The organism is Bradyrhizobium betae (assembly GCF_008932115.1).
Taxonomy (GTDB): domain Bacteria; phylum Pseudomonadota; class Alphaproteobacteria; order Rhizobiales; family Xanthobacteraceae; genus Bradyrhizobium; species Bradyrhizobium betae.
Genome location: NZ_CP044543.1, coordinates 2,197,888 through 2,211,056 on the forward strand (window position 1 = coordinate 2,197,888; position 13,169 = coordinate 2,211,056).

General features: G+C 65.1%; 8 protein-coding genes. 5 read left to right on the top strand and 3 right to left on the bottom strand.

Annotated features, from left to right (window positions below; genetic code table 11):
* Nucleotides 1-11: 11 nt before the first annotated feature.
* On the bottom strand, nt 12-1,079 hold the full coding sequence (locus F8237_RS10540; RefSeq protein ID WP_151644376.1) for a glycosyltransferase: 1,068 nt from the start codon (nt 1,077-1,079) through the stop codon (nt 12-14).
* 241 nt (nt 1,080-1,320) lie between these two features.
* Here F8237_RS10540 and F8237_RS10545 point away from each other — a divergent pair, with 241 nt between their 5' ends.
* Entirely contained in the window at nt 1,321-2,307 is a 987-nt protein-coding gene (locus F8237_RS10545; protein ID WP_151644378.1) for a glycosyltransferase, read from the top strand.
* An 11-nt stretch (nt 2,308-2,318) separates the two neighbouring features.
* Here F8237_RS10545 and F8237_RS10550 read toward each other — a convergent pair whose 3' ends face one another.
* Nucleotides 2,319-3,347, bottom strand: a complete 1,029-nt coding sequence (locus F8237_RS10550; protein WP_151644380.1) for a glycosyltransferase family 2 protein — start codon at nt 3,345-3,347, stop codon at nt 2,319-2,321.
* Nucleotides 3,348-3,718: 371 nt separating this feature from the next.
* On the opposite strand from F8237_RS10550, the gene F8237_RS10555 reads away from it, so the two are divergent.
* From F8237_RS10555 to galE, 4 genes are all read left to right on the top strand, one after another.
* Nucleotides 3,719-4,279, top strand: coding sequence for an acyltransferase (locus F8237_RS10555; RefSeq protein ID WP_244626106.1), 561 nt, complete (start codon nt 3,719-3,721; stop codon nt 4,277-4,279).
* A 329-nt stretch (nt 4,280-4,608) separates the two neighbouring features.
* A complete protein-coding gene (locus F8237_RS10560; RefSeq protein ID WP_151644384.1) occupies nt 4,609-6,969 on the top strand; it encodes an exopolysaccharide transport family protein in 2,361 nt (786 codons plus the stop codon).
* The gene (locus tag F8237_RS10565; protein ID WP_151644386.1) at nt 6,962-7,768 is read left to right on the top strand and encodes a WecB/TagA/CpsF family glycosyltransferase; all 807 of its coding nucleotides are present in this window, start codon (nt 6,962-6,964) and stop codon (nt 7,766-7,768) included. The genes F8237_RS10560 and F8237_RS10565 overlap by 8 nt, the downstream gene beginning before the upstream one ends.
* Nucleotides 7,769-7,787: 19 nt before the next feature.
* Nucleotides 7,788-8,780 (top strand): UDP-glucose 4-epimerase GalE, encoded by a 993-nt coding sequence (gene galE / locus F8237_RS10570; RefSeq protein ID WP_151644388.1) that lies wholly within the window; start codon nt 7,788-7,790, stop codon nt 8,778-8,780.
* A gap of 6 nt (nt 8,781-8,786) precedes the next feature.
* Here the strand turns inward: galE and F8237_RS10575 are convergent, their stop codons facing one another.
* Complete coding sequence (locus tag F8237_RS10575) at nt 8,787-12,902, bottom strand: bifunctional diguanylate cyclase/phosphodiesterase (RefSeq protein WP_162005981.1); 4,116 nt, start codon at nt 12,900-12,902, stop codon at nt 8,787-8,789.
* Between the last annotated feature and the right edge of the window lie 267 nt (nt 12,903-13,169).

The following is a 13,169-nucleotide window of genomic DNA, read 5'->3' on the forward strand; positions in this document are numbered from 1 at the left end:
AGCTTCAACTCCTAGCTCATCCCCGTTAACCATCCGTCAACCAGCATGCCGGAGCTCTGCGACACCGCCTGCTGCCGCACGATGCTCTGCGCGATCTGGTAATATTGCAGCGCTCGTTGCTCCAGCGTGAGATTGTCGAGAACGAAGCCGCGCGGATCGTACGTATCAGCGGCGCAACCGGCCCAGAAGTCGTTCCAACCGGCCTCGAATCCCGCGATGTCGAGGAACCTGGCGCCGCAACGCTCGTCCCAATACGGCACCGACGACACCGGCTCGAACTGGACACGATGCGGGAAATAGTCCGGGTCCCGCCACGGTCCACCGGGATCCCAGGCGAACACCGGCACGCCGCAGGACAACGCCTGCTGATAGGCGATGCCCTGGCTCTCGTTCTGGCACAGGAAGATCATCGCGCGCGCCCCCGCCAGCGCGGCCTGGTAGTCTTCCTCCTTGTAGCTGCCGTAACGCAGTTCCGTGAACGAGCGCCCCTCCGCAATGAGCCGCGCGCGGACGGGCTCGATCAGCTCCGGCGCATAGCGCTCGCGGTCCCAATGGACCTTGTCGTAGATCAGCACGTCGACGGTCTTGTGCGAGGTGCGCGGCGGCGCCCACAGATCCGTGTCGATACCGACCGGCCAGGCCTCCGTGTCGGGCCAGTACGGCCGGTACATGTCGGCGTACCATGGGCCGGGCACCACGACCTTCTTCACCGGCAGACGCTTGAACAGGTCGGGATCGTCGAGCGGATGATTGTGGGCGGCAACCCCGAGCAGGATCGGGTTCTTCCACTCGAACTTGTCGAGCAGGAAGGTGCGGCCGACGATGCAGGCGAGCTCTTCGGGATGCTGCGCGATATGGCCGTAGTCGTTGACGCGGTAGCGGATACCGAGCCGGTCGAGCCCCGCACAGAGATTGAGGAACACGCGGAGCTGACCGCTCATGCGCGGCTCGCCCAGCAGCATGCGGCGCGCCATGCGCCGCAGGTGCCGGTCGCCGGGAAACCAGCGATCGTCCTTGTCCTCGTAGAACAGGTTGAGGACCATGGCATCGGGGTCGTAGTCGAATGTCTTTGCGGGCACAGGATCCATCCGCGGCAATCAGGCCCGCATTCTCGCATGGGACCGGCTGCCGCACTCCTCCAAATCTACGACAGGCTTAATGCCAGCAGCTTAACGCTATTGCGCGAAACCGCAGTCGCGCAGGTCTACGCGGCAACGATTTAGCCGTAATGCGAGTATCATTCGCAGCGGCCAAGGTTGCGATCGAAACGCCATCGACAGATGCGCCCTGGTTAACAGACCCTTAAAGGCGAGCCGTAACTTGACCACCGCCAACGACGTCCTCGATCTGCCGATCGCCTCGCGCGCGGCAACGGCTGCGCGCCTCCCGCTGCCGGCGACCCGCGGCGCGTCGGTGTCGATCGTGGTTCCCGCCAAGAACGCTGCGCCCTATGTCGCCGAAACCCTTGCCAGCGCGCTGGCGCAGACCGAGGTGACCGAGGTGATCGTCGTTGACGACGGATCGACCGATGACACCGCTGCGATCGTTCGCGCCATTGCTGACCGTCGGCTGCGGCTGCTGACCAACGACTCCGCCGGCGTATCGGCCGCGCGCAATCTCGGCGCGCGACATGCAAAGGGCGAATGGCTGCTCTTCCTCGACGCCGACGACCGCCTGCGTCCCGGCGCCGTGGCGGCGCTGCTGGCGGCGGCACGCAATGCTCCGCTCGCGATTCTCGTCTACGGCGACTACAACACGATCGACAGCGAGGGACGGCAGATCGGCCGGCGCGACCTGCTGAAAGGTCGGCGCAAGCCGTCCGGCGACGTGCTGACGCGGCTCGCGGCCGGCAATTTCATCGTCAATGGCGGCATCGCGCTCGCCCGCACGCACGCCTTCCGCGCCATCGGCGGCTTCGACACGTCGCTCAGATATTGCGAGGACTGGCATTGCTGGTGCCGCCTTGCCGCGATCGGCGAGTTCGCGTTCGCGCCGAAGCTTCTGCTCGACTATCGCCTGCACACGGCCAGCACCATGAACGCGGCCGTGCGGACGCCGCAGGATTTCTTTCCGGCGATCACGCGGGTCTTCGACGACGGGCTGATCCTCGCGAGACTTCCCGAGGGCGCGGCAGCCGGACTGCGGCGAGCAGCCGAAATCCATCTCGTGACCTATGCGGCAACACAGGCGGTCCGCTTCGGGCGATATCGCGAGGCGCTTGGCTATCTCGGCATGGTCGGGCGTCGCTCGCTCAGGGCGATCCCGCGATCGGCGGTCAAGGTCGCTCTTTCCTATTTTGGAATCTAGAGGCTGACGCGTCAGGAAACGATCTTCGAGGCCTCATAGGGCTTCGGATCGTAACCGAATGCCGCGAGAGCAGAACCGACGGCCACCAGCATCGGGTGGATCGCAACGACCCCTTTCGATGACGTCATCAGGCGAGCCGAGCGCATCAGCGAAAGCGGCAGCCGTCCCAGCGTCAGCGCAAACAAGCGCGCCCGCGCGCCCGCGCTCTGCGCGGCTTTGGACCGCACACGATAGTTGATCACCCCGATGCGGAGGCTCCGTCTGGCGATCCAGCCGAGGCTGGTGCGGTTCTGCGGCACGGTCTCGGTGATGACGGCTTCCGCGGTCCAGTGGAAGGTCATGCCGGCATTGCGGCCGCGATAGAAGAAGTCGCAATCTCCGCCACCAAGGAAATTGAAGCGTAGATCGAAAGCCGGACTGCCGAGCCTCTCGAACGCCGTGCGCGTGATCAGGCAGTTGCCGCAGCCATAGATCAACGGCACCGCGCCGGTGTAATCGTATGTGGGACAGAAGGCGGGATGACGCGCGAGCCAGGGTTGGCTGTCGTCGTCGAACACCGGCAGCACCGGTCCGCCGACCACGTCGGCACCGGTCGCCTCCGCAGTCCGGATCATCAGCTCGAGCCAATCGGGCGACGCGATCTCGTCGTCGTCGATCATCAGGAAGCGGGTCGCAGCGGGAAACACCGCCTGCGCCGTCTCGAACGCGGCGTTGATCGCCTGGCAATTGCCCTGCCGCTTCTCGACCAGACAGAGGCCCTGGAGCTTGCCTGCGGCGAGATATTCCGCAGCGACCGGCGCACTCGCGCGCCCTGCCGCATCGTTCTCGACCATGACAACCGCAAAGGAGCGCGAGGTGCGCTGGCCGAGCAGCGAATCCAGTGTCAACCGCAGATGGTCGGGGCGGCGAAAGCAGGGAATGCAGACGACGACGCCGACCGAGAGATCAATGACGCGCGAACTCGCCGCGATCTCCCGGTTCGAGCCGCGCACGGCATCCGAGATCCGGCTGGCGGACAAATCTGTCGGGATCAGCGTCATGGCCTTCTAGATGGCTGAGACATGTTGAAAAAGCCTTGCGCCCATTGTCCCAGGGCGACACGTCCGCGCGGGACAGATCCGTCGCAAAATGAATGGCCTGACTCGGCGCTCAAAACTGCTCCGTGACGTCAATGCCCTCGTTAGGACACATCCGCTCATGCGCTTAACCCTTTCGCGCGTTTTCCCGGCGAGTTCCTGCACGCGTGGTACTGCAATTTGCAGCCCAACACCCACCGACGACGCAACATGGGCAATGCCTTGGTTAACGCATGTTCGAACGAACCCAGCCTTCACCGCGCATTTACGCGCGGATGCTAGGCACGGCACGACATGAAGGGCGCGGGGCGCCGCAGGGATCAGGAACGAGCGTGGTGCGCAAGATCGAGAACCCGGTGCTGCGGGCCGGTGCGCTCCTGTTGTTCGCCTGCCGGCGCGCCTGGCTGACGGTGCGGTACGGGCGACGACTCCAGCTCGGGCCCGGGATCGTGTTCAAGGGTCGGCTGGTGCTCGGTCGCGGGGTCCGCGTCTCGATCGGTGCGAACTGCCGGATCGGCAAGCGCGTGCTCATTACCGGGCGTGGGCAGGTCACGATCGGTCACGACACTCTTCTCAACGGCTGCTGGATCGGCTGCGACCAGAAGGTCGACATCGGGTCGTTCTGCCTGATCAGCGACTGCGACATCGTCGACACGGACTTTCACAATCTTCCCCCGCGACTTCGGCACGAGCCTGCGGTTGCCCGGGCCATCGCACCGGTGCACATCGGGGACAACGTATGGGTGGGCGCGCGCTCGATCGTGCTCAAGGGCGTGACGATCGGCGACCATTCCGTCGTGGGTGCCGGCACAGTGGTGCGTGAGAACGTCGCCCCGCGCGTGGTCGTCGCCGGGAATCCGGCGGCTGTCGTCAAGCAATTCCACGACGACGAATAGCCGGCACGAATGGACAGGCACGAGACCGGCAACAGCCATGGTATCCTCGCGAAGAAACGAAACTTTCATCGCAGGAGCACACCCTCTGCCTAGTCCGCATAGGACGCGGGATAATGCACTGGGGGCCGTGGTGACACCAAAGCGGAACAAAGACGCGGCAGATGGTGGCCTGGGCTTAAACGCTTTGTTTGCCATTTCAGTGAATAGTCCCCCAACGGGTATGGTTAATTTTCCCTGTTGCGTTGATAGGGCGCCTATATCCCGGGTGCGTGGCGTAGAGCGAAGAGTAACCCCTCAGCCCGCCGCAATTGGAATGAAAGCTGGGGATCATGCTTGACTACAACCAGCCGATAGATCGGGCCCGACCGGAGGCCCCGCAACCGAGGTCCCAGGCCGGCTTCAACGTGCTGGAGCTCGTCAATCTGCTCTGGCGGCGGAAGATCGCAATTGCTGCTGCCGCCCTCCTCGGCGCGACGCTTGCCGTCACCGTCGGCAAGAGCGTGACGCCCCGCTACACCGCGACCGCCCAGCTCTATGTCGACCCACGCGAGCTTCAGCTCGTCGATCGCGAGCTCACGCCGCGCGCGCAGGACGTCTCCGGTATGTCCATGGTGGTGGAAAGCCAGGCACGCCTGATCACGTCGAACAGCGTGCTGCTCCAGGTGATCGAGCAGGCCGGTCTCGACAAGGATCCGGAATTCGGCGGCGGTGACAGCAAAAGCCTGATGTCGTCGCTGCTCGGCCTGATTGGCCTGCAGCCGCGCGCGCCCTCCGGCGCGGAGACGAAGGAAGTGCAGCTTGCGGCGCTCGATGCGCTGAACAGGCACATCACCATCCGCAAGACCGAAAAGAGCTTCATCGTCGACATCGAGGTCTGGTCGACCGATCCGGCCAAGGCAGCGATGCTCGCCAACACGCTGACCAGCACCTACCTGGCCGAATCCCGCAACTCGCAGGCCTCGGCCGCACGGCGTGCCACCAGCGACCTATCCGGCCGGTTGAAGGAGCTGCGCGAGCGGCTGCGCAACGCCGAGACCACACTCGCCACCTACAAAGCCCAGAACAACTTCGTCGGCACCCAGGACGCGCTGATCAGCGACCAGCAGCTCTCCGCCAGCAACCAGCGGCTTTCCGCAGCCCGCGCCGCGACAATGGACGCGCAGGCACGACTCGACCAGATCGAGGCCAGCCGCCGCACGGCAGCCGATACCGGCGCGAATTCGGAAGCACTGCAGTCGCCGACCATCGCGAATCTGCGTGCGCAATATGCCGACGCGCGCAAGAAATACGCGGAGCAGACCAGCGAGCTCGGCCCGCGTCATCCCGCGCTGCGCCAGACCGAGAAGCAGGTCGAGGATCTCAAGCGCACCATCAACGAAGAGATCGATCGCTTCGCGCAGTCCGCCAAGAACGATTTGACGCGCGCCCGCGACTTCGAAGCCTCGCTCAACCGTGCCCTGGAAGCGCAGAAGCGGCAGAGCGTGCAGCTCAGCCAGGCCTCCGTGCGCCTGCGCGAGCTCGAGCGCGAGGCCGATGCCAGCCGCGACGTCTATCAATCCTTCCTCAAGCGCTCGCGCGAGACCGAGGAGCAGGAGACGCTCAATACCTCGGCCGCCCGCGTCATCGGCGAAGCGACCGTGCCGCAGCGGCGATCGTTCCCGCCGGCGATGAGCATGTTCGCCATGATCGGCTTCATCCTGGGCGCGATCGCGGCGTCAGGCTGGTTCGTCGCAGCAGAATTGCTGCTGGCCGGCGCGCCCGCGCCGACCCGTCGCGAGCGCACGCCGGCGCCGGAGACTCCCCGAGCTCCAGAAACGACGCGAGCTGCGGAGGCTGCTCGACCCCAGCAGGCTACGCGAGCTCCGGAAGTGGCACAGGCTCCACCGGAACATGCCGCCCCCCCGCTGCAACCTTCGATGATCGAAAACTCCCTGATGGAGAAGCCGCTGATCGCGCGCTTCCAGGAGGCCGACGTCATCCACACGCTGGGCGCCATTCTCGCGACCGGCGGCGGCGTCGACCTGACCCGGCTCGGCTGGCCGACGCTGCGACCCGGCTTTCCGCTGACGACGCTGCTCAACTCGTGGCGTGACATGCGCGCCGCATTGGCGCGGCGTGCCGACGGCAAGGCGATGCCGGTCATCGCGCTCGTCGGTGCCGGAGACACGACCGGACGCAGCGTGACCGCGCTGAATTTCGCGCTCGCCGCCGCGCGTGACGGCGCCCGCGTGCTGATGATCGACGCCGACCACCAAGCGCACCCGCTCTCGAACAAGATCAGCCGCCCCGGCAAGAGCGAGCCGAGCAGGCTCGGCTGGCTCTCGATCGGCAGCAAGGCCGCGCGCGAGATCAAGACGGTCAACGGCATCTCGGTGCTGCCGGCCGCCGAAGGTGATGCCGGCAAGGCGACGGATGCCATCCGCAAGGCGATCGAGCAGGCGCGCGCCGCCGGCGGCTATGATCTCGTGGTCCTCGACGGCCCCGCGATGCCGCTCTCGGCCGGCAGCCGCAAGCTGCTCGATGACGCCGACGCGCTGGTGGCGGTGCTGCCGACCAGCCTCGACATCAACGACAGCCTGGAAGAGATCCTGAGCATGCTCGGCCGCGCCGAGCGCAAGCTCGTCGGCGTCGTGCTCGACGAGCTCACCCCCGCAACCCAAGCGCGCCAGCGAGGCAGACAATATGCTTGAGCGTCGCGTCAATATGGACGGCCGGGCCGCAACCGCCGATGTGCCGCGGATCACCATCGGCGGCCTTCGCATGGCCGCGCTCGACCTGGAAGCAACCGCCGATTTCATGATCGAGGCGACCGATCCCCGCAATCGCATCGGCCGACCGCTGCATCTGACCTCGGCCAATGGCGAGGTGCTGGCACGCTGCTCGACCGAGCCGGAGACCGAACGCCTGTTTCGCGGCGCCGACCTGATCAATGCCGACGGCCAGCCGCTGGTGGCCGCCTCGAAGCTGCAATCCTGGTTTCCGCTGCCCGAGCGCGTCGCCACGACGGACCTGTTCCATGTCGTCGCGCGCAAGGCCGAAGCGGTCGGCCGCACCTTCTACATGTTCGGCGCCAGCGAAGACGAGAACGCCGCCGCGGTCGCGAATGTGCAGCGATTGTATCCGAACCTCAAGATCGTCGGATACAGCCACGGCTATCTGCGCGGCGACGCCCTCCGCGCGAAAGTCGAGGAGATCAACGCGCTCGCGCCGGATTATCTCTGGGTCGCGCTCGGGGTGCCCAACGAGCAGGCATTCGTCGAAGAATATACCCCGCTGATGACCAATGTTGGCGTTATCAAGACATCCGGCGGCTTGTTCAACTTTTTGTCGGGCAGCCGGTCCCGCGCGCCGCAATGGATGCAGAAGGTCGGGCTCGAATGGGCCTGGCGCACATGGCTCGAGCCGCGCCGCCTGCTCTGGCGCTATTTGACCACCAACCCTCGCGCGCTCTATCTTCTCTTCAGCCGCAACCGGCCTTTCAATCGCTGAGAGAAGAGTACAAGACGACATGACCGACCGACCGACTGTCCTCGTCACAGGTGGCGCGGGCTATATTGGCTCGCACGCCTGCCGCGCCTTGGCCGCCGCCGGCTATCAACCCGTCGTCTACGACAATCTCTCGACGGGTCATCGCAGCTTCGTCGCCGGCCCGCTCGTGACGGGCGATCTGCTCGACGGCGCGGCGCTGGCGCGCGCCTTCGCCGACCACAAGGTCACGGCGGTGATGCATTTCGCGGCCGCCAGCCTCGTCGGCGAGTCCATGACCGACCCGCAGAAATATTACATCAACAATGTGCAGGGCACGCTGTCGCTGTTGCAGGCGATGCGCAACGCGGGCTGCCAGCGCATCGTGTTCTCCTCGACCGGCGCCGTCTACGGCAACGCCGATTCCAAGGAGCTGCCGGAAGACTTCCCCTGTGCGCCGATCAACCCTTACGGCGCGTCGAAATGGATGATCGAGCGCATGCTGGCCGATTATCGCGCGGCCTACGGCTTCGGCGCGTTCTGCCTGCGCTATTTCAACGCCAGCGGCGCCGATCCGGCCGGCGGCATCGGCGAGCTGCGTGACAACGAGACCCATCTCATTCCGCGCGCCATGATGGCGCTGCAAGGCCATGTCGATTTCGCCGTGTTCGGCGACGACTACGACACGCCCGACGGCACCGCGATCCGCGACTACATCCATGTCACGGACCTCGCCGCGGCGCATGTCGCCGCGCTGAAGCTGCTGGAGACGGGACATGCCGGCGACAGCTTCAATCTCGGCACCGGCTCCGGCTTTTCGGTGCGCGAGATCCTGAACGCCATCAGGGAGGAAACCGGGCGCGAGGTACCGCACACCATGAAGCCGCGCCGCGCCGGCGATCCCACCTATCTGGTCGCCGATGCCTCCGCCGCGCGCAAAGTGCTGAATTTCGTGCCGCGTCATTCCGATCTCGCCACAGTGATCAGGACCGCCTGGGCCTGGCACCAGAAGGCGCATCCGCTCAGGTCGCGCTAAAGCGCGCTAGCTGAAGACGCGTTTCAGCCGTGACGCCGCGGCTTCCTGCGCCACCAGATCCGGCTCCGGCTGGAGCGGTGGCGCGACCGGCAGCACCATCGGCCGCAGCAGCTCGGCCATCTGCCTGGCCGGGAGCGGCTTCGAGATCAGGAAGCCCTGCATCTCGTCGCAGCCATGGCTGCGCAGGAACGCCTCCTGCTCGGCATTCTCAACACCCTCGGCGACGACGGTCATGCCGAGCGCCTTGCCCATGCTGATGATCGCCTGCGCGATCGCCTGGTCCTCCGAATCCTGCGGCAGATCGCGCACGAAGGAGCGATCGATCTTGATCGTGTCGATCGGGAAGTGCTTCATCAGCGACATCGACGAATAGCCGGTGCCGAAATCGTCGATGGCCAGCCGAATGCCGCGGCTCTGGATGGCGTCGAGCACCTTGAGCGCGCGCCCGACATTGCGCATCATCATGCTCTCGGTGACCTCCAGCTGGAGCAGCACCGGCGACATGCCGGAGGCCGCCAGCGCCTCGTCGACGTCCTGCAACAGATGTTCGTCGACAAACTGTCGCGGCGAGAGATTGACCGCCATCGACACCGGGAGCAGGCCGCGGCGCTGCCAGGCCATCGCCTGCGCGCAGGCCTCCCTCACGACCCAGCGGCCGATCGGCACGATCAGGCCGGTTTCCTCGGCGAGCGGAATGAACTGCGCCGGAGAGACGTTGCCGAGTTCCGGATGGGCCCAGCGCAACAATGCTTCGACGCCGGTGATCTGACCGGTCTCCATATCGACCTTGGGCTGGTAGTTCAGCGAGAACTGCTCGCGCTCGAGCGCCCGGCGCAGTGCGCTTTCCAGCGACAGGCGTTCGATCGACTGCGTCTTCACTTCCTTGGAGAAGAAGCGATAGCCGTTCTTGCCATCTTCCTTGGCAAGATACATCGCCATGTCGGCGTTCTTGGTCAGCGTCTGCGCGTCGGAGCCGTTGGTCGGATACATCGCGATGCCGATCGAGGCGGTGGTGTGGCACTCGTGGCCGGCAAGCTCCATGGGCTCGCCGAGCGCGGTCAACAGCCCAGCCGCGATGCGCTGGACGTCGTCGATCTCGCCGCACTGGTCGAGGATCACCACGAACTCGTCGCCGCCGAGGCGCGCCACCACGTCGCTGGCCCGCAGCGCGCTGCGCAGCCGGTTCGCCACTTCGAGCAGGAGCAGGTCGCCGGCCTCGTGACCCAGCGAATCATTGATGACCTTGAAGCGGTCGAGATCGATGAACAGCACTGCGAAGCGGTGGTCGTGGTGCTGGGCTTCGTCGATCGCCTTGCGGAGCAGCCCGTTGAAAGTCTCGCGGTTCGGCAGGTCGGTCAGGCTGTCGTGGGAGGCGAGGTACTCGATCCTCTCGTCCGCCTCGTTCTTTGCGTCGGCGCGATCGAAATTCTCCATCGCAAAGGAGACGTTGTCGGCAAGACGCTGCAGCAGTTCGACGAATTCGGCCGTGAAGGTCTCCTGCTCGGTCGACATGTAGATCATGACGCCGACCGCGTGATCGTGCGTGATCAGTGGAAACGCCGCGCCGGAGCGCGCGCCGTCACCTTGCAGGACGGTATGGAAGGCGCTTACACGGCTGTCATTGACATAGTCGTTGCTGATACAGGGCCGCCGGGTGCGGAACGCCGTGCCGCTCATGCCACGGCCCTCGGGCCGATCGGCATCGACGGAGAGGCGGACGTTACGGGTGGTCTCGGCGGACGGCCCCGCAGTCGCGACGATCGCGAGCTGATCGCTGTCGGGCCTCGCCAGCGCGATTGTCGTCGAAGTGAACTTGCCACCGGTCGACGCGGCCTGACAGACGAGATCGAACAGCTCGGCACGCGATTTGGCTCGAACGATCGCCTCGTTGGTATCGCTCAACGCCGCGAACATGCGCGTCAGGCGCTCCTTCTGCGCCTCGGTCCGCGCCCGTTCCTCGGCCCGGTCGAGATTGTCGAGCGCAAAGGACACGTTCTCGGCCAGCCGTCCCAGGAGCTGGATGAGATCAGGCGTGAATGTGCCTTCGTCCGGCGACAGGAACAGCAGGATGCCGACTGCGTCGGTGCCGTTTTTCATCAAGGGGAAGCAGCCGCCGGACTTCGTTCCCTGATCCCGCGCGATACGACGCCAATGCGTCGCACGAATGTCGGTGAGGAGCTCGTTCGAGACGCAAGGCGCCCTGGTGCGGAACGCAGTGCCGGCCAGCCCTTGCCCTTCAGGTTCGTCGGCGGACGTCGCGAAACGCCATTTCTCGACGTGACTGCGGCATTCGCCCTTGGTGACGGCGACGTCGAGATGCCGCCCTGTAGAATCGATCATGGCGATAGTGGCGGATGTGAATGTGCCGCCGAGCACGGCGGCTTCGCAGACGGCTTCGAACAACTCGGCGCGGCTCTTCACCCGCATGATCGCTTCGTTGGTCGCGCTCAGCGCCTCCAACATGCCCCGAAGACGATTGCGCTGCATCTCCGCCTTCGCCTTCTCGTCGGCGCGATCGAAATTCTCGAGCGCGAAGGCGACATTCGCCTGGAGCCGCTGCAGCAGTTCGACGAACTCCCGCGTAAACGTATCTCGCTCCGGGGAATTGAACAGGAACACCCCTTCGACACGATCACCGTTGAACAGCGGAAGCGCCGCGGAGGATGCGATGCCGTTACGGCGGGCGCTGGCGTGCCAGGGCCTGATGCGGTCGTCGGACAGCACATCGTTGCTGACAGCAGGCTGGCGCGTCCGGAATGCGGTTCCCGTCAGCCCCCGGCCTTCTGGCACCTGATCGGACGTGGAGAACTTGAAGGTGCGGACCGTATCCGCATTCGGCCCATAACAGGCAACGACGCGGAGCAGCTCGGCATCGTCATCGACGAGCGCGATGTTGGCCGAGGTGAACTTGGCTCCCTTCGCCGTTGCTTCGCAGACCAGATCGAACAGCTCGGAGCGGGACCGCGCCCGCAGAATAGCTCCGTTGGTGGCGCTCAGCGCCGCGTACATGCGCGCGAGGCGATCTTCCTCCGCGGAGATCCGGGCCTTTTCGGACTCACGATCGAAATTGTCGATGGCAAAGCAGAGGTTCTCCGCGATGCGCAACATCAGCGCGACGATCTCTTCGTCGTTGGCCCAGGACGGGCTGACGAACGACAGGATGACCCCGATGCTCTGGCCATGCTTGATGAGCGGAGCCGCGATGCAAGCGGTAACGCCGGTGTTGACGCTGGCCTGCTCCCACGGCGTTCCCTTGGTGCGACGCGCAAGATCGCTTTCGACAAACGGCTTCTGCGTACGGAACACCTCTCCGGAAATGCCGCGGCCATAGGGATTTTCGGGATCGACGGAGTAGTGGGTCCGGGCCACAAGCTCCAGGTTCTCACCGGTGCCCGCGACGGGCTTCAGCCAATGGGAATCCGGCTCCTTCAGCAGGACGAAAGTCGCCAGCGACTTGCCGCCGTGCACGGACGCGTCGCATACCAGCTGGTACAGCTCCTGTTCGGTTCTTGCATGCAGGATGGCTTCGTTGGTCGCGCTGAGCGCACCGAACATGCGGTTGAGGCGACGCGTCGCGCGCTCGCTGGCCTGCCGCGCGGTCTCGCGTGCGAAATTGTCCAGCGCATACGAAATATTGGCCGACATGCGCTCGAACAGAGACACCATCTGCGCATCGAGCGAGTCGGCCTCGCTGCGGGTCACGAACAGCACGCCGACGCTCTTGCCGTTGCAGAGCAGCGGCAGCGCCGCCGCAGCACCGACATGCGCCTTGACCGCGCCCTCGCGCCAGGCCAGCGAGCGCGGGTCGTTCAGGAAATCGTTGCTGATGCAGAGCTTCCGGCTGCGAAACGCTTCACCGCCAACGCCTGAGCCCTGCGGCGTGCCGGATTCCGTGGTGATTTCGATTGTGCTGAGCCGCGCAACGTCGTCGCCGCAACCGGCGGCAAAACGCAGCCGACGGCCGTCCGGCTCCACCAGGAACACGGCGACGGCCATGAAGTCCCCACTCGAAAACCCGGCGTCGCAGACCTTCTGGTACAGCTCGTCCGGCGATTTCGCATAGAGGATCGCTTCGTTGATGGCGCTCAACGCTGCAAGTGTGCGCGCGAGGGTCGTCTGCACGATCTCAACTCCCGGGCATTTCTGCCTCTTTATCCCGGGTACTTCATGAACGGAGATCGCCTAAGTGGTCGTTATTGCACACCGCAAACCATCGATCAAAGTGAACGAGCTGCGAACGACTGGCGTCAAGCTGTCTGGAATGCCGCCCTACGGGAGGAATCGTCGACCAAAGGCGCGGTCTCTTTACGAATTTGCAGCCCTGTATTGGTTTACGAGAGATTGATATCGCTCCCGCGCTTTGAGACGATGGCTCCCAACAACCGCCCA